Raw genomic sequence first — 23978 nt, 5'->3', positions numbered from 1 at the left:
GGCTCTACTCGGCGGCCACCACGCTGACTTCACCGATTCCGAGGGCCTTGACCGGCTCCTCGATCGTCGCCGCGTCGCCCACCAGCACGGTCACCAGACGGTCCATCGGGAAGGCGCTCACCGCAGCCGCGGTGGCCTCCACCGTGCCGGTGGCGGCCAGTTGCTGATAGAGCGTCGCCTGATAGTCGTCCGGCAGGTACTGCTCGACCTGGTCCGCGAGCGTGCTCGCGACGGCTGCCGCCGTCTCGAACTTGAGGGGCGCGACACCCACCAGGTTCTGCACCGCGACGTCGCGCTCCGTGTCGGTCAGCCCCTCGGCCGCGAGGGTGCGCAGCACCTTCCACAGGTCGTCGAGCGCCGGACCGGTGTTCGGCGTGTCCACCGAGCCGCTGATGGCGAGCATCGCGACACCCGTGCCGTCCGGCGCGGCGCGCAGGACCTGGCCGAACGCCCGTACGCCGTAGGTGTAGCCCTTCTCCTCGCGCAGGACGCGGTCGAGGCGTGAGGTGAGGGTGCCGCCGAGGCAGTAGGTGCCGAGCACCTGGGCGGGCCACACGCGATCGTGCCGGTCGGCGCCGACCCGGCCGATGAGCAACTGCGTCTGGACGGCGCCGGGGCGGTCGACGATGATCACGCGGCCCGTGTCGTCTGCGCTCACCGGCGGCACGGGACGCGGCTCGGCGGACGAACCGGTCCAGGAGCCCAGCGTGTCGCCGAGCAGCTCGTCGAGGTCGACACCGGTCAGGTCACCGACGACGACGGCGGTGGCCGTCGCGGGGCGCACGTGCTTGTCGTAGAAGGCGCGTACGGCCGCGGAGTCGATCTTCTGGACGGTCTCCTCGGTGCCCTGGCGCGGGCGCGACATGCGCGCGCTCGCCGGGAACAGCTCCTTGGAGAGCTCCTTGGCCGCACGACGGGCGGGATTGGCCGTCTCGTGCGGGATCTCGTCCAGCCGGTTGCGCACCAGCCGCTCGACCTCGCTGTCCGCGAACGCGGGGGCCCGCAGCGCGTCGGCGAGCAGGCCCAGCGCCTTGGTCAGGCGCGAGACCGGCACTTCGAGGGACAGGCGTACGCCGGGGTGGTCGGCGTGCGCGTCGAGCGTGGCGCCGCAGCGCTCCAGTTCGGCGGCGAAGTCCTCGGCCGAGTGCTTGTCGGTGCCCTCGGAGAAGGCGCGCGCCATGATCGTGGCGATGCCGTCCAGACCCGCGGGTTCGGCCTCCAGCGGCGCGGCGAGGATGACCTCGACGGCGACGACCTGCTGGCCGGGGCGATGGCAGCGCAGCACGGTCAGACCGTTGTCCAGGGTGCCGCGCTCGGGGGCGGGAAACGCCCACGGCTTGGGCCGGCCGGCCTGGGGCTGCGGGTGGAAGTCCATGGTGGCGAGCTCGGTCACTTCGCCGCCTCCTCGTCGGTCTCGTCGGCGGAGTCAGCCGCGTCGGTGGCTTCGGCGGTGGTCGGCTCGTAGACGAGCACCGCGCGGTTGTCGGGGCGCAGGCGGGCCTTGGCGGCCTCCTGGACCTCCTCCGCCGTGACGTCGAGGATGCGCTGCACGGCGGTCAGGGCGAGCTGCGGGTCGCCGAACAGGACGGCGTACCGGCACAGTTCGTCGGCACGGCCCGCGACGGTGCCGAGCCGGTCGAGCCACTCGCGCTCCAACTGGGCCTGAGCGCGCTCCATTTCCTCGGCAGTCGGGCCCTCCTCGGCGAACCGGGCGAGCTCCTCGTCGACGGCGGCCTCGATGACCGGGACCTCGACGTCGCCGGACGTCTTCACGTCCAGCCACCCCAGGGAGGGCGCTCCGGCGAGCCGCAGCAGGCCGAACCCGGCCGCGACGGCGGTGCGGTCACGGCGTACGAGCCGGTTGTAGAGCCGGGAGGACTCACCGCCGCCGAGGACGGTGAGCGCCAGGTCGGCCGCGTCGCACGCGCGCGTGCCGTCCTCCGGGAGCCGGTAGGCGGCCATCAGGGCGCGCGCCGGGACGTCTTCCTCGACGACCTCGCGCAGCTGCTCGCCGATGATGTCGGGCAGCGAGCCGTCCCGCGGAGCGGCCTTGCCGTCGTGCCCGGGGATGGAGCCGAAGTACTTCTCGACCCAGACGAGCGTCTGCTCCGGGTCGATGTCGCCGACGACCGACAGGACCGCGTTGTTGGGCGCGTAGTTGGTGCGGAAGAACGCGCGGGCGTCCTCCAGGGTGGCCGCGTCCAGGTCGGCCATCGACCCGATCGGGGTGTGGTGGTACGGGTGGCCCTCGGGGTACGAGAGCGCGGTGAGCTTCTCGAACGCGGTGCCGTACGGGACGTTGTCGTAGCGCTGCCGGCGCTCGTTCTTGACGACGTCGCGCTGGTTCTCCATGGACTCGTCGTCCAGTGCCGCGAGCAGCGAGCCCATGCGGTCGGCCTCCAGCCAGAGGGCGATCTCCAGCTGGTGGGTGGGCATGGTCTCGAAGTAATTGGTGCGCTCGAAGCTCGTCGTGCCGTTGAGCGAGCCGCCGGCGCCCTGGACGAGTTCGAAGTGACCGTTGCCGTGGACCTGCTTGGAGCCCTGGAACATCAGGTGCTCGAAGAGGTGGGCGAGTCCGGTCCGGCCCTTGACCTCGTGGCGCGAGCCGACGTCGTACCAGAGGCACACCGCGGCGACCGGGGTCAGATGGTCCTCGGAGAGCACCACGCGCAGGCCGTTGGCCAGGCGGTGCTCGGTCGCTGTCAGGCCGCCGGAGCCTGCCTCAGCTGTGGCCGTGTGACCCATGGGCATGTACGTCCCTTCGATCGCGGAACTGCGTCATTCCTGTCGGTCCTGCCACTGTATGCAAGCGCGCGGACGGCTGGCGAAGTTCCCGCACCTCATACGCCGAGAGCGAGACTTACGCGTGTCCCTGACACACCCCGGAGAACCCCCCGAGAACTACCGCGGATGCGTTCGGGGGCCGACGGGTACTGGGCTCGGGGGCCGCTCGGGAACGGTCTCGGCGACGCCCGCGGAGCGCGCCGGAGGGGCGCTACGGACGGGTCGCGGTCGGCGTTGTCAGTGGGGCGGTCCACAATGGTGCGCGTCAGAACCCGTTCATGCCCCGGCAGAGACTGTGAAGGAGCCGCAGCAGCGATGGCCCGCCGCAGCACGAAGACCCCGCCGCCCGACGACTCGTACGAGGAGAAGATCCTCGACATCGACGTCGTGGACGAGATGCAGGGCTCCTTCCTCGAATACGCGTACTCGGTCATCTACTCGCGAGCCCTGCCGGACGCCCGCGACGGCCTCAAGCCGGTGCACCGCCGCATCGTTTACCAGATGAACGAGATGGGCCTGCGCCCCGACCGCGGCTATGTGAAGTGTGCCCGCGTCGTGGGCGAGGTCATGGGCAAGCTGCACCCGCACGGCGACGCGTCGATCTACGACGCCCTGGTGCGTCTGGCGCAGCCCTTCTCCATGCGTCTTCCCCTGGTCGACGGCCACGGCAACTTCGGTTCGCTCGGCAACGACGACCCGCCGGCCGCGATGCGTTACACCGAGGCCCGGATGGCCGACGCGACGTCGTTGATGACCGAGTCGATCGACGAGGACACCGTCGACTTCTCGCCCAACTACGACGGCCAGGAGCGGGAGCCGGTGGCCCTCCCGGCCGCCTTCCCGAACCTCCTGGTCAACGGCTCCTCCGGAATCGCCGTCGGCATGGCCACCAACATGCCGCCGCACAACCTCGGCGAGGTCATCGCCGCCGCCCGTCACCTCATCCGGTACCCGGGCGCCGACCTCGAGACGCTGATGAAGCACGTCCCGGGCCCCGACCTGCCCACCGGCGGCCGGATCGTCGGCCTCTCCGGGATCAGGGACGCGTACGAGACGGGCCGCGGCACCTTCAAGATCCGTGCCACGGTGTCGGTCGAGGACGTCACGGCGCGCCGCAAGGGCCTCGTCGTCACCGAACTGCCCTTCACCGTCGGCCCGGAGAAGGTGATCGCCAAGATCAAGGACCTGGTCGGCGCGAAGAAGCTCCAGGGCATCGCCGACGTCAAGGACCTCACCGACCGTTCGCACGGACTGCGTCTGGTCATCGAGATCAAGAACGGCTTCGTGCCGGAGGCGGTCCTCGAACAGCTCTACAAGCTGACGCCGATGGAGGAGTCCTTCGGCATCAACAACGTGGCACTGGTGGACGGTCAGCCGCTCACGCTGGGCCTCAAGGAGCTGCTGGAGGTCTACCTCGACCACCGCTTCGACGTCGTGCGCCGCCGCAGTGAGTTCCGCCGCACCAAGAAGCGCGACCGGCTGCACCTGGTCGAGGGTCTCCTCGTCGCCCTCCTGGACATCGACGAGGTCATCCGCCTCATCCGCTCCAGCGACAACTCGGCGCAGGCCAAGGAGCGCCTGATCGAGCACTTCTCCCTCTCGGAGATCCAGACGCAGTACATCCTGGACACGCCGCTGCGCCGCCTCACCCGGTTCGACCGCATCGAGCTGGAGTCGGAGCGCGACCGGCTCAACGGCGAGATCGACGAGCTGACCGGCATCCTGGATTCGGACGCCGAGCTGCGCAAGCTGGTCTCCGGCGAACTGGCCGCGGTGGCCAAGAAGTTCGCCACCGACCGGCGTACGGTGCTCCTGGAGTCCGCGGGCAGCCCCGCCACGACGGTCTCGCTCCAGGTCGCCGACGACCCGTGCCGGGTTCTGCTGTCCTCGACGGGACTGCTGGCGCGTACGGCGACCGGTGATCCCTTCGGGGAGGACCCGGACGGCAAGCGCACCAAGCACGACGTGATCGTCTCCGCGGTGCCCACGACGGCACGCGGCGAGATCGGTGCTGTCACGTCCCTGGGCCGCCTCCTCCGCCTGAACGTGATCGACCTCCCGCAGCTGCCCGAGACGGCGTCGGCGCCCAATCTCTCGGGGGGCGCTCCGATCTCGGAGTTCCTGTCCGCCCTGGAGCCGGACGAGACGGTGATCTGTCTGGCGACCCTCGACGAGACATCGCCGGGCCTGGCGATCGGCACGGAGCAGGGTGTCGTCAAGCGTGTGGTGCCCGACTACCCCTCGAACAAGGAGGAGTTGGAGGTCATCACCCTCAAGGACGGCGACCGGATCGTCGGCGCCGTCGAGCTGCGCACCGGCGAGGAGGACCTGGTCTTCATCACGGACGACGCCCAGCTGCTGCGCTACCAGGCCTCGCAGGTACGCCCGCAGGGCCGTGCCGCGGGCGGCATGGCGGGCATCAAGCTGACCGACGGCGCGAAGGTGATCTCGTTCACCGCGGTCGACCCGGCGGTCGACGCCGTGGTGTTCACGGTGGCGGGTTCGCGCGGGACGCTGGACGACTCCGTCCAGACCACGGCCAAGCTGACACCCTTCGACCAGTACCCGCGCAAGGGCCGCGCGACGGGCGGTGTGCGCTGCCAGCGGTTCCTGAAGGGCGAGGACTGCCTGTCGCTGGCCTGGGCCGGTCCGACGCCGGGACGCGCGGCACAGAAGACCGGCATGCCCGTCGACCTGCCGGAGATCGACCCGCGCCGTGACGGCTCGGGCATCTCGCTGGGCAAGCCGGTGTCGGTGGTGGCGGGCCCGGTGTAGTCCGCGGTCAGCCCTCCGGGTTCGGCTCCTGTACGTAGCGGAGGACGCCCCACATGCTGTGTTCGTCGGCATGCGGGGTGTCCTCCTTGCATGCCTCCAGCTCCTTGGCCAGGGCCACCGCGTCGATCCCGGAGCCGATGAGGACGAGCTGGGTGAGCCGCTCGTCCGCACCGGCCCAGGGCTCCGGATAGAAGCGCAGGAACCGCCCGACAGCGTGCACGGCGTACCGGTTGCGGGTGTCCTGGACGCCGAAGTCGACGTACCCCTTGATCCGGTAGAGCCCATCGGGCCTGCTGTCGAGGAATGCCATCAACCGCCTTGGCCCCAGCGGCACTTCGGAGCTGAAGGAGAGGGATTCATAGGCGGAGTGCAGATGGCCGGAGTGGCCGTGTTCCTCCTGACCGCCCTCCCCCGGGCCGCCTTCCTCGTGACCGTGGAGATCGTCGAAGGACAGCTGTCCGATGCGCTCCTCGCCGGGCCTGCAGTCGAAGAGGAACTCCGGATCGACCCGACCGTAGGTCGCGGGGACGACCGCGGCGCGGTCGGCGAGTTCCCGGACGACACTCAGCACACGCTCGGCGTCGTCGGCCCGGTCGATCTTGTTGACGACGACGAGATCGGCGAGAGCGAGGTGCCGGTCGATCTCGGGATGCTTCTCGCGTGTGCCGGCGAACTCGGCGGCGTCGACGACCTCGACGAGCCCTCCGTACACGATCCCCGGGTGCTCGCTGGCGAGCACCATGCGCACGAGTTCCTGGGGCTCGGCGAGCCCGCTCGCCTCGATGACGATGACGTCGATCCGGGCAGAGGGTTGAGCGAGCCGATCAAGATATTGATCAAGTTCACCGACATCGACCGCACAGCACAGACACCCGTTGCCGAGCGAGACCGTGGAGTCGCCGAGCGCTCCGGCCACCGCCATCGCGTCGATCTCGATGGCCCCGAAGTCATTGACGACGGCTCCGATACGGCTGCCACCGCTGCGGTGCAGGAGATGGTTGAGCAGCGTGGTCTTGCCGGAACCCAGGAAGCCGGCGAGAACGATGACCGGGATCTGCCGGGGACTCGACTGGCTCACCATGCGCCCTCTCTGAACCTGTGCGCGCACCGGCTCACGGGACCGGCGCTCACGCGAGGAATGAATGCCGACCCAGCATACGAGTGGGAGGAAACGCCCCGAAGTGAACGATTGTTAGCGGCGCTCGCGGGGCACACGTTGGACATGGCGCCGGTGGACGCGACCCGCACATCCCTCCGTGCGCCTCCTCTCCGCCTCCCTGCCGATCAGAGCCGCTCGGCAACACTGGGGGGCGGCAAGCGCGCCGCCCACCGCTCGCCGGTCCGCTCCCTGTCGCCCCACAACCGACGACCGGCGGACGGTCGCCTGATTCGGGGGTTGACATGGCCACACGGAAAGTCAAAGTGCGTGGGTTGGGCTCCGCCGCCGCGGCGGCGATCGGCCTGCTGACAGGGGCCGCCGTCACCCTCGTCGCGCAGCGAACCACGCTTGACGCGCTGCACGCGCGGATCGAGCTGCTCGAGCAGGCCGCTCAGACCCAGCGACAGGCCAATCTCGCCCACCAGCAGCGGCTTCACTGGGAACTATTGAGCAAGGCCATGGACGATCCCGAACTGGCCGAGGTACTGGACGCGTACGAGGGGACCGTCTCCCCGAGGAAACAGCGCCAGTTCCTCTTCACGAACGCCTTGTACACCAACGCGCTCTGCTACTACCGCATGGGCAACATCACCCGCGAGGAATTCTTCGGCTTTGCCCGCGGGTGGCTCCAGCACCCGATCTTCCGCGAGTACTGGTATGCGACGCGCCCTCATCGAGCAGCTCTCATCAGTACATCAGAAGAAGCCCAAATCGGACTTATGGTCGAAGATCTCCTCGCACAACTGGAGGAGACAGACACGGACGAGTGGTGGGTCGTGGGTGAACCGCCGAGCGAGTAGCGCCTTCCGCCTGCCACGCTCCGGCGCAAGCATGTTCATCCGCGCCACCCTGGCGGGCGGATCACACCTTCGGGCCATAACGAACCAGTAAACCGCGGCGTTTCCCCAGGTGCCAACAGGGTTGACTACTGCGCTATTACGTTTGGGTCGATCCCCACCGAACCGTCGCTCCACGCCGCCCGGTCCGAGGTCGCAGCCCCACAGGGCCGCATCGTGCCGCGCAGCAACAGTGCGCAGGCAATCCCACCTCGAGATCAAAGGGAATCAAGAACAGTGAGCCACATCATCCGTCGGATTGGCACTCCTCCGAGTTTGCGAGGAAGTACGTCCGGTGCCACTTGCCCAGACATTTTCGAACTGTCCGACGGCAGGTTCGCTGTGATCGGAACAGATGTCACCGAGACACTCGACGCCGATCTTCCCCCCGACGCGTCCCGGGCGGACTACGAAAGGATCGTCGTAGTGTCCCGCGAAACCCTTATTCACGCGAAGGCGGATATTCCCGACGTATAGGTGACCGAAAGCCGTACTCTCACGCGAGTACGGCAGACCATCACATCGCTATGCGTTCGCTTTGCCCTCGGTGGCCCCGATTCGCAAGCCGCCCTGTCCGGTGGGCGGCCACGGGACGACCTACACCGTGACCTCAGGGTCACCGCACGAAAGGCCGAGACAATGACGACTGTCGTCCGTCGGATCGGTGCCTCTCCCCGTGCACGAGGCAGCGCAACCGGCCAGTCCTGTCCCGACATCTTCGAGCTCAGCGACGGCAGCTTCGCCGTCATCGGGCGTGAGGCCACTCGGGAGCTCGAGCAGGAGCTCCCGCACGACGCCGCCCGAGCCGACGACGAGCGGATCGTGGTCATCACGCGCGAGACACTCGTCCAGGCCAAGGACGATATTCCGCCCGCGTAGCGGCAGCGGTTCCGGAGCAACCCCCACCCCGGGCTCGGCACCGACCTGGTGCCGGGCCCGTTTCGGGCCGCTCAGCCGAGAGCGGGCACCGCCACCGGCGGAACCGGCCCCACATACCGAGCCGCCGGGCGGATGATCTTCGAGTCCTCCGCCTGTTCCATGATGTTGGCGCTCCAGCCGACCACACGGGCGGCGGCGAACGTGGGGGTGAACATCCCGCGGGGCAGCCCGCAGAGTTCCATGACCACGCCGGCGTAGAACTCCACGTTGGTGTGCAGCTCGCGGCCCGGCTTGAGTTCGGCCAGGATCGCCTCCACCTGGCGTTCCACCTCGACGGCGAACTCGACGAGCGGGCCGCCGAACCCCTGGGCCATCCCGCGGAGCATGCGCGAACGCGGGTCCTCCGTACGGTAGACGGGGTGCCCGAAACCCATGATGCGATCGCCGGCGAGGACACGTTCGCGTATCCAGGGGTCGATACGGTCGCGGGTCCCGATCGCGTCGAGGGTGTCCAGGGCGCGACTGGGAGCACCACCGTGGAGAGGGCCGGAGAGTGCCCCGACCGCGCCCACGAGGCAGGCCGCCACATCCGCACCGGTGGACGCGATCACCCGTGCCGTGAACGTTGATGCATTGAATCCATGGTCAATGGTTGAGATGAGATATTGCTCAACCGCACGAGCACGGGCCGCGTCCGGCTCCGAACCCGTCAACATGTACAGGTAGTTGGCGGCGTACCCCAGGTCCTCGCGCGGCTCCACCGGCTCCAGCCCCTGCCCGAGCCGGTACAGCGCGGTGAGCAGCGTCGGCACGGCCGCCGTCGCCGCGAGGCCGTCGTCGCGGCGCCGCCCGGCGTCGATGTCGTACACCGGACGGAACCCCAGCGAGGCCCCGAGCAGCGACAACGCGGTGCGCAGTCCGGCGAGCGGTCCCGAAGGTCCGGTCGCCGCGGCGATCGCGGGCAGCGCGGCGCGCACGTCGTCCGGCAGCCGGCGCAGCCCCGCGGTCCGCGCGGCGAAGGCGGCACGGCGCGCCCGGTCGGGCAGCTCACCATGGGCCAGCAGATGCCAGACGTCCTCGAAGCCCCGGGTCTGCGCGAGGTCGACGGCCGAGTACTGGCGGTAGTGGTAGAAGCCCTCCAGCCCCCTGACGTCACCCAGTTCGGTGTCGGTGACGACGACGCCCGCGAGTCCTCGCGGCACGTCGACAGAGGTGGACGCGGCTCGGTTGATCGGCATGTTTCCTCCCTGGACTTGATTCGACTGTCCATGCTTGACTCTATAGCTGTCAATATTGATCCAATCAATATAATGATCCACAGATACGGTGGCGCTCATGAGGGATCGAGAAGCGGCAACGCCGGCACACGAGGGCAGACGGCTCAGCACCAAGGAGACCGCCGAACTGCTCGGCGTGAAGCCGGAGACCGTGTACGCGTATGTGAGCCGCGGTCAGCTCAGCAGCAGGCGGGAGCCGGGAGGACGCGGGAGCACGTTCGACACCAAGGAGGTGGAGGCGCTCGCACGGCGCAACAGACGGGAGGGCGGGGGCAGTTCGAGCGGTGGCGGCGAGCTGTCCGTCCGCACCCGCATCACCCTGATCGACAAGGACCGGTACTACTTCCGAGGCGTCGACGCGACGGAACTGGCCGCGCGGTACTCCTACGAAGAGATCGCCGAATGGCTGTGGACGGGCGAGCTGCGCCCCGGTGTCACGTTCACGGCCCCGGAGGCGTCCGCGGCCGTCGCCCGGCGCAGCGTCGACGCGCTGCCCGATCACAGCGGCCCGACCGACCGGCTGCGCGTCGCGGCGATCGCCGCCGCGGCGGCCGATCCACTGCGTTTCGACCTCTCCGAGAGCGCCGTGCTCGGCACCGGGCGCACCCTCATCCCCACCCTCGTCGCCGCGCTTCCCCGGGTACGGCACGACCATCGCGACGAGGGCCCGCTGGCACATCGGCTGTGGGCACGGCTCAGCGGACGCACTCCCGACGATGCGTCACTGCGAGTGCTGGACACGGCACTCGGGCTGCTCGTCGACCACGACCTGGCCGCCTCGACACTGGCGGTCCGGGTCGCGGCTTCGGCCCGCGCGAACCCGTACGCGGCCGTGTCGGCGGGCCTCGGCGTCCTCGAAGGGCCACTGCACGGGGCGGCCAGCGGGCTCGCCCACCGGCTGCTGCTCGACGTACTGGACCAGGGCACCGCCGTTCCCGTGGTCGCCGACGAACTGCGCGCCGGGCGCCGTGTCCCCGGACTCGGCCATCGGCTCTACCCGGGCGAGGATCCACGCGCGCGTGCCCTGTTCGCGCTCCTGGAGGAAGTGCCCGGTGCGGCGCCCGCCCTGGCGGCGGCCCATGACGTGGTGACCACCACGGCCCGCCACACACCCCTGCACGCCAATGTCGACCTCGCCCTGGCCGTCTTCACCGTCTCGTCCGGCATGCCGGCCTCGGCGGGAGAAACGATCTTCGCTGTCGCCCGGACGGCGGGCTGGATCGCCCACACCCTGGAGGAGTACGCGGAGCGCCCCTTGCGGATGAGACCGAGCGGGCACTACGTGGGCGAGCGGCCGCCGCAGCCACTCCCGCGCTAGCCCAGTCACGGGGAGAGCGCCGTGTACGTGCCCTCCGCCAGCCCGGGGCGCCGGGCCTGGGGAGAGCACGGAGAGCACCCTGTAGGCGCCCTCCCGGCGCTCTCCCCGCACGCACTTCCGCGCACCCGGCCGCACGCCCGGACCACCCCTGACGCGCCCCCTGTACACGGCGGGAAGTCGCCCCGGGCGAAGTCAGGTTAGGCTCACCTCTGTGAGTACGTGCACGACCGCGTCGCGGCACCTCGATGAGCCCCTCTCCGGGACCGCGGCCACCGCGAGGACATGGCTGCTCATCGAGCAGCCCGGACCCTGGGGTGCCAAGGCGCTCACTTCGAGCCACCTGGACCCCACGCTCGGCCGCGCCCTCGAAGCCGCCGCGCAGGGCACAGGAGTACGGATCGCGCTCATCCGCCGTCCCGGGCGCCATGCCGACTGCGGTGCGTCCACGGAGCGGCATGTGTACGCGGCCCACACGACCCCAGGAGGCGTATGGCTGCACGCCGCCATGACGCGTGATCCCGGGCGGCTGCTCGACCTCGACTTCGCGGCGCTCGGCACGGGTGATCCGCGCCCCTTCGACCAGGTTCTCCAAGGGCGGCCCCACACCGACGATCCGCTGGCCCTCGTCTGCACCAACGGCAAGCGCGACCGCTGCTGCGCGCTGCTCGGACGCCCCTTGGCGGCGGAACTGGCCGCCTCCGGTGTCAACGGCGCCTGGGAGGTCACCCATCTGGGCGGTCATCGCTTCTCGCCCACGGTGCTGGTCCTGCCGTACGGGTACGCGTACGGCCGCGCCGAGGCCCACGCCGTCAAGGAGATCCTCCAGGGCGTCCGGGAGGGCCGTGTCGTCGCCGAGGGCTGTCGCGGGAACTCCGCCTGGGAACGCCCCGGCCAGGCGGCCGAGCTGGCCGTACGGACGGCTTCGGGAGAGCACGCCGCCGATGTCCTGACGGTGATCCGCACCGACGGCGCGGCGCCGCGCTGGGCGGTGACCGTCGCCCACGCCGACGGCCGCTTGTGGCGGGTCGTCGTCGCGCAGGGCGCCTCACTGCCGCCCCGCCCGGAGAGCTGCGGCTCGGCCCTTGGTTCACCCGCCCGGATGGACGTGGTGGCCGTACGGCAACTGGAGGAGACGGCGGTCGCCGTGGCCTGCTGACGGCCCGCGTCCCGCGCTCGCCCGAACCGGGGCCGGCTCCGTACCGTCGGATCAGCTACGCCGCGACCTGGCCCCGAGGGCCAGAGTCCGGGTTGACCCGAACGGGCCACAGAACGAACCAGGAGCCCTCGTCTGCTCCCTGGCGCCGGATCAGCGACCCGGAGTCCGGCCCGACGGCCGGAGGTGCCGGGCTCGCCCGAACCGGACCGTTGCAAGCTTCCTGTCGCCCGATCCGTGACGCCATGCCGTGCCCGCTGGTGCCAGGTACGGGGGCCCGCGCCGGCGCACCGACCGCAATCTCCCGGACCCCGATCCCGGATCCCGCCTCCCAGATCCTCTCCCTCTCAGCCAGGCCCCACGACCGCCTCACCCATTGATCAAGAGATCCACGCCACACTCTCTTCGGGGGGACGGGCACGCCCCCGTACCGTCATGGGCATGAGTCCCACTCCCCCCGCACGACGACTGCGCCTCGGTCTGCCGCGGCGGGTGTTCTCGCAAGTGCTCCTGATGCAGATCGCGATCGCGGCGGGAGTCGCCGTACTCGCCACCGGACTGTTCCTGGCGCCGCTGAGCGCGCAGCTGGACGACCAAGCCATGCGGCGCGCCCTCGCGATCGCGCAGACCACGGCCGCCCAGCCGCAGATCGCCGTGGACCTCCAAAGGACAGCCCCGTCGAGAACCGGCCCCGTGCAGGTCCAGGCCGAGCGGATACGGAAGGCGAGCGGCGCCGAATACGTCGTCGTGATGGACATGCGGCACATCCGCTGGTCGCACAAGAACCCGGCGGAGATCGGCAAGAAGGTCTCGACGGACCCCCGCCTGGCCCTGGCGGGCAAGGACGTCATGGACATCGACACCGGAACACTGGGGCGCTCCGCACGGGGCAAGGTGCCACTGCGTGACGGCACCGGCCGGATCGTCGGCGCGGTGTCGGTGGGTATCAAGTACGGCAGTGTGCGGGCCCGGTTGATCGACGCGATTCCCGGACTGTTCGCGTACGCGGGCGGGGCCATGGCCGTCGGCGCGCTGGCCGCCTATCTGATCTCCCGCAGGGTTCAGCGACAGACCCGTGACCTGGCCTTCTCCGACATCTCGGCGCTGCTGGCCGAGCGCGAGGCGATGCTGCACGGCATCCGGGAGGGCGTGGTCGCCCTGGACCGCGGCGGTCGCGTGCGCCTTCTGAACGACGAGGCGCAGCGGCTGCTGGGGGTCGGCTCCGAGGCCATCGGGCAGCCGCTCGACGACGCGCTGGGACCTGGCCGTACGACGGATGTGCTGGCCGGGCGCGTCACCGGCACGGACCTGCTCACCGTCCGCGGCCAGCGCGTCCTCGTCGCCAACCGGATGCCCACCGAGGACGGCGGCGCCGTCGCCACACTGCGCGACCGGACCGAACTGGAGCAACTCGGCCGCGAGCTCGACTCGACACACGGCCTGATCGACGCGCTGCGCGCGCAGGACCATGAGCACGCCAACCGGATGCACACGCTCCTGGGGCTGCTCGAACTGGAGATGTACGACGACGCCGTGGAGTTCGTCGGAGAGGTGGTCGGCGACCACAGGGTCACCGCGGAACAGGTCACCGAGAAGATCCACGATCCGCTGCTCGCCGCCCTCCTGGTCGGAAAGTCGACGGTGGCGGCCGAGCGTGGCGTGGCGCTGTGGATCTCGGACCGGACGCTGTTGCCCGATCGGTTGGTCGACCCGCGTGGGCTCGTCACCGTCGTCGGGAACCTCGTCGACAACGCGCTGGACGCTGTCGCGGGCACGCTCCACGCGCGCGTAGAGGTCGAATTGCGCTCCGAAGGGCGCACCGCCGTGCTGCGGGTACGGGACACCGGGTCCGGTGTCCCGGAGGAGCGGCGGGAGTTGATCTTCACGGACGGCTGGAGCACCAAGAAGCCACCCGCGCACGGCAAGCGCGGAATCGGCCTCTCCTTGGTGCGGCGTCTCGCCGAGCGGCAGGGCGGCAGCGCGGAGGTGGCCGACGCGGACGGCGGAGGCGCGCAGTTCACAGTGGTCCTGCCGGAGGCGCTGACGGACCCCGAGCTCGCGCCGAAGGACAGCGGAGTGCTGACCGACGGGCTCGCGGCGGGGAGCGGGCTCGGCCCCGTCCCCGGTCAGGAACCAGGAGTCGTACGACAGCTCCCCTGTCCGGAGACCTTCGGTGCCGCCCTCGCCGCCACCGAAGGCACAGGAGGCACAGGAGGCACAGGAGGCACCAGGAATGCCCGGGACGCCGGGGACGCCTGGAACCTCGAGGAGAAGTCGCGGTGATCGAGGTCCTGATCGTGGACGACGACGCACGGGTTGCTCGTGTCAACGCCGCGTACGTGGAGAAGGTGCCGGGCTTCCGTGTCACGGGCGAGGCGCACAGCGCCGCCGAAGCGCTGCGCCGGATGGAGACCCTGCCGCGCCTGGACCTGGTCCTCATGGACCACTACCTGCCCGACGGGACGGGTCTCGCGGTGGTCCAGGAGATGCGCCGACGGGGCCACCAGACCGATGTGATCATGGTGACCGCGGCACGTGACATCTCGACCGTCCGGGCGGCGTTGCGGCAGGGCGTACTCCAGTACCTGGTCAAGCCGTTCTCGTTCGCCGGGCTGCGGGCCAAGTTGGAGGCGTACGCCGATCTGCGACGCGCCCTCGACCGCGGCGGCAATGCCGAACAGTCCGATGTGGACCGGATCTTCGGGGCCCTCTCGGCAGGCATCGCGCCCGATCTGCCCAAGGGGCACTCCCCTCCGACCGCCGAACTCGTACGGCGCGCCCTGCTGAGCGCGGAGGGCTCGCTTTCGGCCCAGGAGGTCGCGGAGGCGACCGGACTGAGCCGGCAGACCGCGCAGCGCTATCTGAAGCTCCTGGAGCGTACGGGGAGGGCCGGACTGACCCTCAGATACGGCGATGCGGGCCGCCCGGAGCATCGCTACGTCTGGGCGACCCGCGCCTGAGGACACGGTGGACGAGGCGGGACGGCGCCGTACCCGTCGCGCGTACGACTGCCGGGGGAGCACAGTCGTACGCGCGACAAAGCAGCTCGACGCATTCTCGGCCGCAGGCGGTCAGCCGGCCGCCTTCTTCACGAACTCCGTGGTGTACGTCTTGCTCAGATCCACCTTGGCGTTCTTGATGTTGGGGTTGAACGCCTTGAGGACCTTCTCGACGGTCTCGGGGCCGTTCTCGGGCATCACGCCGTCCTCGGTGAACATCGGCAGCGTGCTCTTGATGGCTCCGGCGTACAGCGTCTTGTTGCCCTGGGAGTAGTCGGCGGGCATCTTGGCGGCGATCTCGGAGGCGCTGTGCTCGGCCATCCACCGGAGGGTCTTCACGAAGGCGTTCGCCAGCTTCTGGACCGTCTCCTTGTGACCGTTGACCCAGTCCGTCTGCATGTAGAGGCTGGACGACGGGTACGGCCCGCCGAGCGCCTCCTGCGAGCCCTCGGGGGTCCGCATGTCGATGAGTACCTTGCCGAGGTTCTTCTCCATGACCGTGGCGACGGTCGGGTCCGTCGTCATGCCGCCGTCGATGGCGCCCTGCTGGAGGGCGGAGACGAACGTCGGCCCGGCGCCGACGGCGACCGGCGTGAACTCGCTGACCTGCACGCCGTTCTTGACCGCGAGGTACTTCGTGAGGAAGTCGGTGGAGGAACCCAGTCCGGTGATACCGAGCTTCCTGCCCTTGAAGTCCTTGGGTGAAGTGATGTCGCCCGAACGCTTGTTGGAGACGATCTCGACCTCACCCGGAGCGTGCGAGAACTGCACGACGGACTCGACGGCCTTGCCCTTGGTCTGCAGGTCGAGGGTGTGGTCGTAGAAGCCGACGGCACCCTGCACCTGTCCCGAGACCAGGGCGGTCTCGGCCTGGACACCGGCCGGCTCACTGAGGAGTTGGACATCCAGACCCTCGTCCTGGAAGAAGCCGAGCCGCTGCGTGAGCATCGCCGGCAGGTAGATGACCTTGTCCAGGCCACCGACCATGATCTTGACGTGCTCCCCCTTGCCGCCACCTCCGCCGCTGCCGGAGTCGGCCGTCGTGCTCGCCGCGTCGTTGGCGCAGGCGGTGAGCGAGGTGAGAGCGAGCAGACCGGCGGCTGCCAGCGCGGAGTATCTGGCGGTCTTGCGCATGGTGGTTCACGTCCTTGTGAATGGAGGAGAGACGGTGCGTGCGTACGGCGGAATCGCGAGTACGTACGGGCGGGTTCGTGCGTGCCCGCAAGGCGGGGGTCAGCGGTCGGATTCCGACGGCTTCCAGCGGAAGATGCGGCGTTCGCCGAAGGTCAGCAGTCCCTCGGCGAGCAGGGCGACGACGGCGAGGATGACCATCGCCGCGTACACCCCGGCCGCGTTGAAGGTGCCCTGCGACTGCGCGACGAGCAGGCCGATGCCCTTGGTGGCGCCGATGTACTCGCCGACGATCGCGCCGATGAGCGCGAAACCGAAGCTGACGTGGAGGCTGGTGAAGATCCACGAGGTGGCGGACGGAATGACGACCTGAAGCGTCACCCGGCGGTCGCTCGCGCCGAGGATCCGTGCGTTGGCCACCAGGTTCCGGTCGACTTCCCGAGCACCCTGGAAGGCGTTGAAGAACACCGGGAAGAAGACGAGCACCACGGCCGAGGCGATCTTGGAGGCCGGTCCGAGGCCGAACCAAATCACAAAGATGGGTGCGAGGACGATCCTCGGTATGGAGTTGAGCACCTTGATGTATGGACCAAGGATGTCTGCCAGCAAGGTGATCCGCCCGAGGGCGATACCGAAGAGCACACCGGCGACCACACCGATGACCCAGCCGAGCAGCGCCTCGTGAAGCGTGTACCAGACCTGCTCGCCGAGAGAGCCGAGCGCGGTCCCGTGCATCACCCAGGTGTGGATCTGTTCCCAGATCTTCGAAGGCATCGAGAAGTTGAACGGGTCGATGACCTTGGCCCGCGAAAGCACTTCCCACAGGCCGAGCACGGCGACCAGGAGCAGCACCCGGGCGATGCCCACCACGATCTTGCGCTTGCGGGCGGCGCGGGCGCGGGAGTGCGCGCGGCCCGGGATCTTGGCCGCTTCGACGACCGGGGTGCTGAGGACCTCAGGCGACATGAGCGGCACCCCTCTCGCGGGTGATGCGGACCTCTTCGCCCAGGGACTCCCAGATCTCGCGGTAGATCTCGATGAACCGCGGCTCCAGGCGTACTTCTTCGACCTTGCGCGGCCGCGGCAGATCGATGTCGAAGACCTGCTTCACGGTGGCGGGGCCCGCCGTCATCACGACGACCCTGTCGGCGAGCGCGATGGACTCCTCCAGGTCGTGGGTGACGAAGACGACCGAGGCACCCGTGCCTTCCCACAGTTCGAGCAGTTCGTCGGACATCAGCGCCCTGGTCTGCACGTCGAGCGCCGAGAAGGGCTCGTCCATCAGCAGGATCTCGGGGTCGTTGACGAAGGTGGCGGCGAGGGCGACGCGCTTGCGCTGACCGCCGGAGAGCTGGTGCGGATAGCGGTCCTCGAAGGCCGCGAGCCCGACCCGGGCGAGCCATTCCCGGGCACGCTGCTTCGCTTCCGCCTTGGGCACACCGCGGAAGCGGGGCCCGGCCATCACATTGGACAGAACCGTGCGCCAGGGGAAAGTGGCGTCCTGCTGGAAGACGAAGCCGACCTTTTCTCCGACGCCGGCGACCGGCTCTCCGGCGACCAGGACCTCGCCCTCGGTGGGCTCTTCAAGACCGCTGACCAGGGTCAGCGTGGTGGACTTCCCGCAGCCCGTCGGTCCGACGACGGCCACGAACTCGCCCCGGCCGATGGTCAGGTCAAGCTCCCTGACGGCTGTGTGCAAACCCCCTGACGGGGTCTTGAAGATCTTGCTGGCGCCCCGCAGCTCGATGGCGGGGCTGGTGTCTGTGCTCATGGCCCGGGACCGTAGATGTGGTGCGGGCCACAGCATCAGTCTTCTGGGCGCAAGGCATTCTTCTGCTCGCAAGAGTCTGTTGTGCTCATTTTGCTCGCGCTACAACAGCGGAGCCGAAACACGGGCGCAACACTCGCCCCGGCCTTGAGAGAAAGAGGCCCGATGATTGACGTCCTGGTCGTGGACGACGATTTCCGCGTCGCCGAGATCAACGCGAGGTACGTGGGGAAGGTTCCCGGATTCCGGGTGGCCGCCCGCGCGCACAGTGCCGCCCAGGCATTGACCGCGGTCGAGCGCGCGCCCATCGACCTGGTGCTGCTCGACCACTATCTGCCGGACCGGACGGGCCTCGAACTCGTCCACCAGATGCGGGAAAACGGTCACGGCACCGACGTCATCATGATCACCGCGGCCAGCGATGTGGTCACCGTCCAGACGGCGATGCGCCTGGGCGCCCTGCACTACCTGGTCAAGCCGTTCACCTTCACCGCCCTGCGCACCCGCCTCGACTCCTACGCCGCCCTGCGCCGCACCGTCGACCGGGTGGGCGGCCGGGGTGTGACGGGCCAGGAGCAGGTCGACCGGATCTTCGGCGCCCTGCGCACCGCACCCGCGCCGTCCTCCCCCGGGCTGCCCAGTGGTCATTCGGAGCCGACGACGGATCTGATCTGCGACCTGCTGCACCGCGCGAGCCACCCACTGTCGGCCCACGAGGTGGCCGCCGAGACCGGCCTCAGCCGATCCACCGCCCAGCGCTATCTGCGGCACCTGGAACAAGCGGGACGGCTGCGCCTCTCCCTCAGATATGGCGACGCGGGACGCCCGGAACACCGCTACGCGTGGGTGGCCCCCTGAGCCGCACTCCCATGACCAGGGGCTGTCGTGTGGATCGTCGCCCGAGTCCGGTCGCGTACGCGGCTCAGGGGCCCTCAGACAGCCCCGGCGCCCGTGAGCGCGCGGACCTCGACCTCGGCGTGCTTGGCCTCGTCCGGCGGCTCCGCCGAGGTGACGGTGCCGAGCCAGCCGGCGAGAAAGCCCAGCGGGATCGAGACGAGACCCGGGTTCTGGAGCGGGAAGTACTCGAAGTCCACGCCCGGGAACAGTGATTCGGGGCCGCCCGACACCACCGGCGACAGCAACACGAGCAGCAGCGCGGGCACCAGGCCGCCGTATACGGCCCATACGGCCCCGCGCGTCGTGAAGGACCGCCAGAACAGGGAGTACAGCAGCACCGGCAGGTTCGCGGACGCGGCGACCGCGAAGGCGAGACCGACCAGGAAGGCCACGTTGAGATCGCGGGCGAGGAGGCTCAGGGCGATGGCGATCACGCCGATGCCGACCGCCGCGGCGCGCGCCACCGCGACCTCGCCGTGCGGCTTCGCGCGGCGGCGACGCAGCGAGGCATACAGGTCGTGGGCCACGGCGGCCGAGGACGCGAGGGTGACTCCGGCGACGACCGCGAGAATGGTGGCGAAGGCGATGGCGGCGACGACCGCGAACAGGACGGTTCCGCCCGTGGAGTTGGCTCCGCCGCCCAGGTCGAGGGCCAGCAACGGAACCGCGGTGTTCCCCGCGGCGTTCGATCCACGCACCGCGTCGGGACCGACGACGGCGGCCGCGCCGAAGCCCAGCACGATCGTCATCAGGTAGAAGCCGCCGATGAGCCCGATCGCCCACAAAACCGAGCGCCGGGCGGCTCGAGCCGTCGGCACGGTGTAGAAGCGCGACAGGATGTGCGGCAGCCCGCCGGTGCCGAGCACCAGCGCGAGCCCGAGGCTCATGAAGTCGAAGCGTGCCGTCCAGTCACCGCCGTATTTCAACCCGGGCGCGAGGAAGGCCTGACCGTGCCCGCTGCGCCGCGCGGCCGAACGCAGCAGGTCGTTGATGTCCCCGTGGAACCGCATCAGAACCAGCACGGTGAGCACGACGGCCCCGCCGATCAACAGAACCGCCTTGACGATCTGGATCCAGGTGGTTGCCCGCATCCCTCCCATCGACACATAGATCACCATGAGCGCGCCGACACCGATCACCGTCCAGTTGCGCGCCGCGTCGCTCGTACCTCCCAGCAGCAGCGAGACCAGGGTGCCCGCACCCACCATCTGCGCCACCAGATACAGAACGGACACCACCACCGAGGAAGTTCCGGCCGCGATCCGCACCGGCCGCTCGTCCATCCGGGCCGCGACGACGTCGGCGAGCGTGAACCGCCCGCAGTTGCGCACCAGTTCGGCGACCAGGAACAGAACGACCAGCCAGGCCACGAGGAAGCCCACGGCGTACAGCATCCCGTCGTAGCCGTACAGGGAGATGAGTCCCGCGATACCGAGGAAGGAAGCGGCCGACATGTAGTCCCCGGAGAGGGCAAAGCCATTCTCCATGGGCGAGAACAACCGCCCGCCCGCGTAGAACTCCTCCGCCGAACCATGCCGGTTGCGACTCACCCACGTCGTGATCGCCAGCGTCACCGCGACAAACGCGCTGAACAACAACAGGGCCAGGGTCTGATGGTGGCCGCTCACCGCTCACCACCCCTGGCGTTCCGCGTCATCTCCTGGGTGTCCCAGCGCAGTTCCAGCGCGGCCCGGTCCCTGCGCAGCCGCGCGTGGCGCGCGTAGGCCCACGCGAACAGAAACGTCGTGAGGAACTGCCCGAGTCCCGCGAGCAGTGCCACGTTCACCGCACCGGCGACGGGACGCGCCATGAAGCCCGGCGCGGTGGTCGCGGTCACCACATAACCCACGTACCAGGGGAAGAAGACGGCGATGGCCGGGATCACGAACCTGCGGTACCTGCCGCGCACTTCCTGGAAGGCGGCACTGCGCTGCACCTCCAGATAGACGTGGGCCGCTCCGCCCGTTCGTCCTTCGTGCTCCGAGCGGGCGGCCGGCACGGCGGGAGCGAGCGCACCCGTGCCGTCCAACTCGCCCCAGCCGGAAGCGAGCGCGTCGTACCAGGGGTCGTCGAACCGGACCTCCCCGGAGTCGCCGCCGTCGTGCTTGTCCACCGAACTCTCCTTGTCCGCGACCCGTTTCGGCCACGTGCCCAAGGATGTGCAGATCGGGAGGCTCCCGGACTCCTCTCTCCGGGCTCTTCACCCCATCAGGTGACTTCATCCCGCGGGCGGCCGTACGAGACCTTTCCCATAGGCGTAACGCACCGCTTGCGCACGGTCCTTGAGACCCGTCTTGGCGAAGAGATTGTTGATGTGGGTCTTCACGGTGGCCGTGGACACATGCAGCTTGCGGGCGATCTCATGGTTGCTGAGGCCCTCGGCGATCAGCAGGAGCACCTCGGTCTCGCGCGAGGTGAGCCCGTCGGGCGCCTCCGCGGGCGGTCGGGGCTCCGGTTCCGGATCCGACAGCCGCTCCAGCAGCCGTCGCTGGATGCTCGGCGAGAGCCCGGCGTCCCCGGAGAGCACGCTTTCCACGGCCCGCACGATCTCGTCGCCTCCCGCGTCCTTGGTCAGATAGCCACGGGCCCCGGCGCGGAGCGCGGGGAACAACGACTCGTCGTCCGCGTACGTCGTGAGCACGACGACCTGCGTCCCGGGGTACTCGGCACGGATGCGCCGAGTCGCTTCGACCCCGTCGCAGCGGGGCATGCGCAGATCCATCAGCACGACGTCCGGGGCGAGTTCGGCCACCAGCGCCACCGCTTCGGCTCCGTCACCGGCCGCTCCGACGACCTCGATCCCGGGCAGCAGTCCCAGCAGCATCACGATGCCTTCGCGCACGACCGTCTGATCGTCCGCGACCACAACCCGCGCCGGCTTCCTGCCCTCCACCTGCTCGGTCATACCGGCACCTTCAACGTCACCACGAACCCCTCCTCGCCCGGTCCGGCATCCAGCGAGCCGCCCAGCAGCTCGGCGCGCTCCCGCATGCCCAGCAGACCGTACCCGGCTCCCGAACCGCTGAGCTCGCCCGGTTTTCCACCCGAATCCCGTACGTCCAGCGTCACTTCGTGCTCGCCGTAGTCAAGCCGGATGTGAATCTTGGCGCCCGGAGCGTGCTTGCGTACGTTCGTCAGCGCCTCCTGCGCGACTCTGCGCACCGCCTGGGAGGCCTCCGCCGGCAGCGGCTGACGGTCGCCCGTCACCGTGACATCGGCACCGTCGGCTGTGGTGACGAGTTCGCCGAGGAATTCCTCCAGCGGAGACATCTCGCCCCGCAGCGCGGAGAGTGCCTGCCTCGTCTCCGCGAGCCCCTCGCGGGCCATTCCGCGTGCCGCCACGACCCGTTCGAGGATGATCTCCCGGTCCGCTCCCCTCTCGATGAGCAGCCGCGCCGCCTCCAGATGCACAAGTTGCGCCGAGAGACTGTGGGCGAGCACGTCGTGGATCTCCCGCGCTATCCGCGCGCGCTCCGCGAGCGCCGCCGACTCCGCCTCGGCCACGCGGGCCGCGCGCTCCTGGGCCAGCAGCCGCTGCGCACTCCCCCGCGCTTCCGCGTCGAGGCGCAGCACATACCCGGCGAGTGCGAGCCCCACGGTGGTGGCCGCGGTGGTCAGCCAGACGTCGTTGTTGACCGACGCGTACGCGCTCAGCGCCACCGCGGTGGCGGGCAACGCCGCCGCGAGGGGCAGCCGTTCGATGGCGCCGGCGGCACACCCGCACCACAGAACGAGTGCCGGAACCCGGAAGCCCGCACTCTGCCCCACGGCCGCGATCGCCAGCAGCAGAGCGAGCAGCACCAGGGACGGCAGCAGGCGATGCTCCAGTGTGGTGCGCCAGAACCCCCAGGCGAGGAGCCCGCACGCCACGATTCCCGTGACGCCTCCGGCTAGCGCCCAACCGTTCAGCTCCGTGTTCGTGAACGTCGTGGCGATGAGCATGGCAAGGAGGATGGCGCGCGTGAACCGGCTGAGCGCACGGCGGGCCTTGTGCACGCCCACTCGGGAGAGTGCCTCACGGGAGGGCCAGCGCATCCAGGCGTTGTCGGTCACAGGCGCTCCTTCCACAGGACCCGGCCCACGCCGTCACCGTACGGCGAGCCCTGTCGGGTCGCCGCCGGCTGCAGGGACTGTGCCCGCCAGGTCACCAGCCCGGAACGGACCAGGAGGGTGGACGCCAGTCCGAGCATCAAGGCAGAGGAGTTCTGCTGCACACCGAGCAGGGCACCGATACCGAACAGACCCAGGCGCAGGCAGATGCCCGCGATCCAGATGGCCCCGCTGGCTTTGGTGCTCCTGCTCCACAATGCGCCGTCCGGCTCCGTCCATATCCGGGTGGTCCACGCCCATCCGGCGCCGATGGCCAGCGCCGTCACCAGCTCCGTGCCCAGCAGGAGGGACGCCTCGACCCGGTGGTGCGGGTCGATCACTCCGGGGTCGCGCAGTGCCATGAAGGCGAGCACAGCGGGCACGATCCACCAGCGCCTGTCCGAATTGATCCGGCGCGCGCGGAACTGGCGCGCGATCACCACGACGGCAACGGCGAAAATCGCCACAGCATTGATGCACGGCCTCCGTGAGCGAGGAGCGGGTGTCCGCAGCGAGCGCTGCCGACACCATCGACGCTACGGAAATCGCACCCTCGGCAGATCGGCGCCCGGGTGGATCGTGGGTGGATCCCCCACACCCTCATCCCTCCACCCACGGGTGGAGGGCTCGCCCCCGGACCGGGCAGCGTGCGACCGTCCTCGAGGCTTCCCTCGCCCCTCCGACCCTCCGCCCCTCCGCCCCTCCGCCCCTCCGCCCCTGGGGCTCCACACCCCGGACCCGTTCCTCAAACGCCGGAGGGGCTGAATCTGCGAACGGTGGGGGGGGGGCGGGGCCCGCCCCCCCCCCCCCCCAACCCCGCCCCGGGACCCCCCCCGGGGCGGGCCGGGGCATACCGCCCCCACCAAACGCGCCGCCCCCCGCGCCAAATAAAACAGTGCCGGGGCCCCCGCCG

21 protein-coding genes are annotated in these 23978 nt (G+C 69.8%); 9 read left to right on the top strand and 12 right to left on the bottom strand.

Annotation, left to right across the window (positions count from 1 at the left end; translation table 11 throughout):
• Positions 1-4 precede the first annotated feature (4 nt).
• Both ACFYR3_RS37400 and ACFYR3_RS37395 read right to left on the bottom strand, forming a co-directional pair.
• On the bottom strand, positions 5-1393 hold the full coding sequence (locus ACFYR3_RS37400; RefSeq protein WP_355853376.1) for a pitrilysin family protein: 1389 nt from the start codon (positions 1391-1393) through the stop codon (positions 5-7).
• Positions 1390-2745 carry a M16 family metallopeptidase gene (locus tag ACFYR3_RS37395; protein ID WP_389286486.1) on the bottom strand — a complete coding sequence of 452 codons (1356 nt, stop codon included), beginning with the start codon at positions 2743-2745 and terminating at the stop codon, positions 1390-1392. The genes ACFYR3_RS37400 and ACFYR3_RS37395 overlap by 4 nt, the downstream gene beginning before the upstream one ends.
• A 354-nt stretch (positions 2746-3099) precedes the next feature.
• Here ACFYR3_RS37395 and ACFYR3_RS37390 point away from each other — a divergent pair, with 354 nt between their 5' ends.
• Positions 3100-5559: a DNA topoisomerase IV subunit A gene (locus tag ACFYR3_RS37390; protein WP_356782721.1), complete on the top strand. Its 2460-nt coding sequence runs from the start codon at positions 3100-3102 to the stop codon at positions 5557-5559.
• A 7-nt stretch (positions 5560-5566) separates the two neighbouring features.
• Here ACFYR3_RS37390 and ACFYR3_RS37385 read toward each other — a convergent pair whose 3' ends face one another.
• Positions 5567-6640 carry a CobW family GTP-binding protein gene (locus ACFYR3_RS37385; RefSeq protein WP_356782722.1) on the bottom strand — a complete coding sequence of 358 codons (1074 nt, stop codon included), beginning with the start codon at positions 6638-6640 and terminating at the stop codon, positions 5567-5569.
• Between the two features lie 341 nt (positions 6641-6981).
• On the opposite strand from ACFYR3_RS37385, the gene ACFYR3_RS37380 reads away from it, so the two are divergent.
• The 3 genes from ACFYR3_RS37380 to ACFYR3_RS37370 all read left to right on the top strand — a co-directional run bounded on the left by ACFYR3_RS37380 (position 6982) and on the right by ACFYR3_RS37370 (position 8433).
• Complete coding sequence (locus ACFYR3_RS37380; RefSeq protein ID WP_355853367.1) at positions 6982-7518, top strand: DUF6082 family protein; 537 nt, start codon at positions 6982-6984, stop codon at positions 7516-7518.
• A 285-nt stretch (positions 7519-7803) separates the two neighbouring features.
• The gene (locus ACFYR3_RS37375) at positions 7804-8031 is read left to right on the top strand and encodes a hypothetical protein (protein WP_355853482.1); all 228 of its coding nucleotides are present in this window, start codon (positions 7804-7806) and stop codon (positions 8029-8031) included.
• A 162-nt stretch (positions 8032-8193) separates the two neighbouring features.
• Positions 8194-8433, top strand: coding sequence for a hypothetical protein (locus ACFYR3_RS37370; RefSeq protein WP_389286423.1), 240 nt, complete (start codon positions 8194-8196; stop codon positions 8431-8433).
• Positions 8434-8504: 71 nt separating this feature from the next.
• Here ACFYR3_RS37370 and ACFYR3_RS37365 read toward each other — a convergent pair whose 3' ends face one another.
• A complete protein-coding gene (locus ACFYR3_RS37365) occupies positions 8505-9671 on the bottom strand; it encodes a citrate synthase/methylcitrate synthase (RefSeq protein ID WP_389286421.1) in 1167 nt (388 codons plus the stop codon).
• Positions 9672-9768: 97 nt separating this feature from the next.
• Here ACFYR3_RS37365 and ACFYR3_RS37360 point away from each other — a divergent pair, with 97 nt between their 5' ends.
• The 4 genes from ACFYR3_RS37360 to ACFYR3_RS37345 all read left to right on the top strand — a co-directional run bounded on the left by ACFYR3_RS37360 (position 9769) and on the right by ACFYR3_RS37345 (position 15141).
• On the top strand, positions 9769-11028 hold the full coding sequence (locus tag ACFYR3_RS37360) for a citrate synthase (protein WP_389286419.1): 1260 nt from the start codon (positions 9769-9771) through the stop codon (positions 11026-11028).
• A gap of 211 nt (positions 11029-11239) precedes the next feature.
• Positions 11240-12184 carry a sucrase ferredoxin gene (locus tag ACFYR3_RS37355; RefSeq protein ID WP_355853355.1) on the top strand — a complete coding sequence of 315 codons (945 nt, stop codon included), beginning with the start codon at positions 11240-11242 and terminating at the stop codon, positions 12182-12184.
• Between the two features lie 438 nt (positions 12185-12622).
• Positions 12623-14464: an ATP-binding protein gene (locus ACFYR3_RS37350; protein WP_389286417.1), complete on the top strand. Its 1842-nt coding sequence runs from the start codon at positions 12623-12625 to the stop codon at positions 14462-14464.
• Positions 14461-15141, top strand: coding sequence for a response regulator (locus tag ACFYR3_RS37345; protein WP_389286415.1), 681 nt, complete (start codon positions 14461-14463; stop codon positions 15139-15141). The genes ACFYR3_RS37350 and ACFYR3_RS37345 overlap by 4 nt, the downstream gene beginning before the upstream one ends.
• Before the next feature lie 111 nt (positions 15142-15252).
• Here ACFYR3_RS37345 and ACFYR3_RS37340 read toward each other — a convergent pair whose 3' ends face one another.
• From ACFYR3_RS37340 to ACFYR3_RS37330, 3 genes are all read right to left on the bottom strand, one after another.
• Positions 15253-16314, bottom strand: a complete 1062-nt coding sequence (locus ACFYR3_RS37340; RefSeq protein ID WP_355853346.1) for an ABC transporter substrate-binding protein — start codon at positions 16312-16314, stop codon at positions 15253-15255.
• A 99-nt stretch (positions 16315-16413) separates the two neighbouring features.
• On the bottom strand, positions 16414-17277 hold the full coding sequence (locus ACFYR3_RS37335) for an ABC transporter permease (protein ID WP_355853343.1): 864 nt from the start codon (positions 17275-17277) through the stop codon (positions 16414-16416).
• Entirely contained in the window at positions 17267-18082 is an 816-nt protein-coding gene (locus ACFYR3_RS37330; protein ID WP_261707656.1) for an ABC transporter ATP-binding protein, read from the bottom strand. The genes ACFYR3_RS37335 and ACFYR3_RS37330 overlap by 11 nt, the downstream gene beginning before the upstream one ends.
• A gap of 162 nt (positions 18083-18244) precedes the next feature.
• Here ACFYR3_RS37330 and ACFYR3_RS37325 point away from each other — a divergent pair, with 162 nt between their 5' ends.
• Entirely contained in the window at positions 18245-18937 is a 693-nt protein-coding gene (locus ACFYR3_RS37325; RefSeq protein ID WP_355853340.1) for a response regulator, read from the top strand.
• A 74-nt stretch (positions 18938-19011) separates the two neighbouring features.
• On the opposite strand, the gene ACFYR3_RS37320 is transcribed toward ACFYR3_RS37325, so the two are convergent.
• From ACFYR3_RS37320 to ACFYR3_RS37300, 5 genes are all read right to left on the bottom strand, one after another.
• Entirely contained in the window at positions 19012-20604 is a 1593-nt protein-coding gene (locus tag ACFYR3_RS37320) for a cation acetate symporter (RefSeq protein ID WP_355853337.1), read from the bottom strand.
• Positions 20601-21089 carry a DUF485 domain-containing protein gene (locus tag ACFYR3_RS37315; protein WP_355853335.1) on the bottom strand — a complete coding sequence of 163 codons (489 nt, stop codon included), beginning with the start codon at positions 21087-21089 and terminating at the stop codon, positions 20601-20603. The genes ACFYR3_RS37320 and ACFYR3_RS37315 overlap by 4 nt, the downstream gene beginning before the upstream one ends.
• 105 nt (positions 21090-21194) lie before the next feature.
• Positions 21195-21881 (bottom strand): response regulator transcription factor, encoded by a 687-nt coding sequence (locus ACFYR3_RS37310; protein WP_355853332.1) that lies wholly within the window; start codon positions 21879-21881, stop codon positions 21195-21197.
• Positions 21878-23029, bottom strand: a complete 1152-nt coding sequence (locus ACFYR3_RS37305) for a sensor histidine kinase (RefSeq protein ID WP_389286411.1) — start codon at positions 23027-23029, stop codon at positions 21878-21880. Before ACFYR3_RS37305 ends, ACFYR3_RS37310 begins: the two co-directional genes overlap by 4 nt.
• Positions 23026-23541: a DUF1453 domain-containing protein gene (locus tag ACFYR3_RS37300; protein ID WP_389286484.1), complete on the bottom strand. Its 516-nt coding sequence runs from the start codon at positions 23539-23541 to the stop codon at positions 23026-23028. The genes ACFYR3_RS37305 and ACFYR3_RS37300 overlap by 4 nt, the downstream gene beginning before the upstream one ends.
• Positions 23542-23978: the final 437 nt, after the last annotated feature.

The organism is Streptomyces sp. NPDC005784, from assembly GCF_042871525.1.
Lineage (GTDB): Bacteria > Actinomycetota > Actinomycetes > Streptomycetales > Streptomycetaceae > Streptomyces.
The sequence above is the reverse complement of the archived record's forward strand: the minus strand, read 5'-3'. Positions and strand labels throughout refer to the sequence as shown.

Excerpts from the sequence above, each read along its gene's own strand:
- ACFYR3_RS37395 (WP_389286486.1), bottom strand. The coding sequence starts at position 2,745 with ATGGGTCACACGGCCACAGCTGAGGCAGGCTCCGGCGGCCTGACAGCG.
- ACFYR3_RS37390 (WP_356782721.1), top strand. The coding sequence starts at position 3,100 with ATGGCCCGCCGCAGCACGAAGACCCCGCCGCCCGACGACTCGTACGAG.
- ACFYR3_RS37385 (WP_356782722.1), bottom strand. The coding sequence starts at position 6,640 with ATGGTGAGCCAGTCGAGTCCCCGGCAGATCCCGGTCATCGTTCTCGCC.
- ACFYR3_RS37370 (WP_389286423.1), top strand. The coding sequence starts at position 8,194 with ATGACGACTGTCGTCCGTCGGATCGGTGCCTCTCCCCGTGCACGAGGC.
- ACFYR3_RS37365 (WP_389286421.1), bottom strand. The coding sequence starts at position 9,671 with ATGCCGATCAACCGAGCCGCGTCCACCTCTGTCGACGTGCCGCGAGGA.
- ACFYR3_RS37360 (WP_389286419.1), top strand. The coding sequence starts at position 9,769 with ATGAGGGATCGAGAAGCGGCAACGCCGGCACACGAGGGCAGACGGCTC.
- ACFYR3_RS37350 (WP_389286417.1), top strand. The coding sequence starts at position 12,623 with ATGAGTCCCACTCCCCCCGCACGACGACTGCGCCTCGGTCTGCCGCGG.
- ACFYR3_RS37340 (WP_355853346.1), bottom strand. The coding sequence starts at position 16,314 with ATGCGCAAGACCGCCAGATACTCCGCGCTGGCAGCCGCCGGTCTGCTC.
- ACFYR3_RS37335 (WP_355853343.1), bottom strand. The coding sequence starts at position 17,277 with ATGTCGCCTGAGGTCCTCAGCACCCCGGTCGTCGAAGCGGCCAAGATC.
- ACFYR3_RS37330 (WP_261707656.1), bottom strand. The coding sequence starts at position 18,082 with ATGAGCACAGACACCAGCCCCGCCATCGAGCTGCGGGGCGCCAGCAAG.
- ACFYR3_RS37325 (WP_355853340.1), top strand. The coding sequence starts at position 18,245 with ATGATTGACGTCCTGGTCGTGGACGACGATTTCCGCGTCGCCGAGATC.
- ACFYR3_RS37310 (WP_355853332.1), bottom strand. The coding sequence starts at position 21,881 with ATGACCGAGCAGGTGGAGGGCAGGAAGCCGGCGCGGGTTGTGGTCGCG.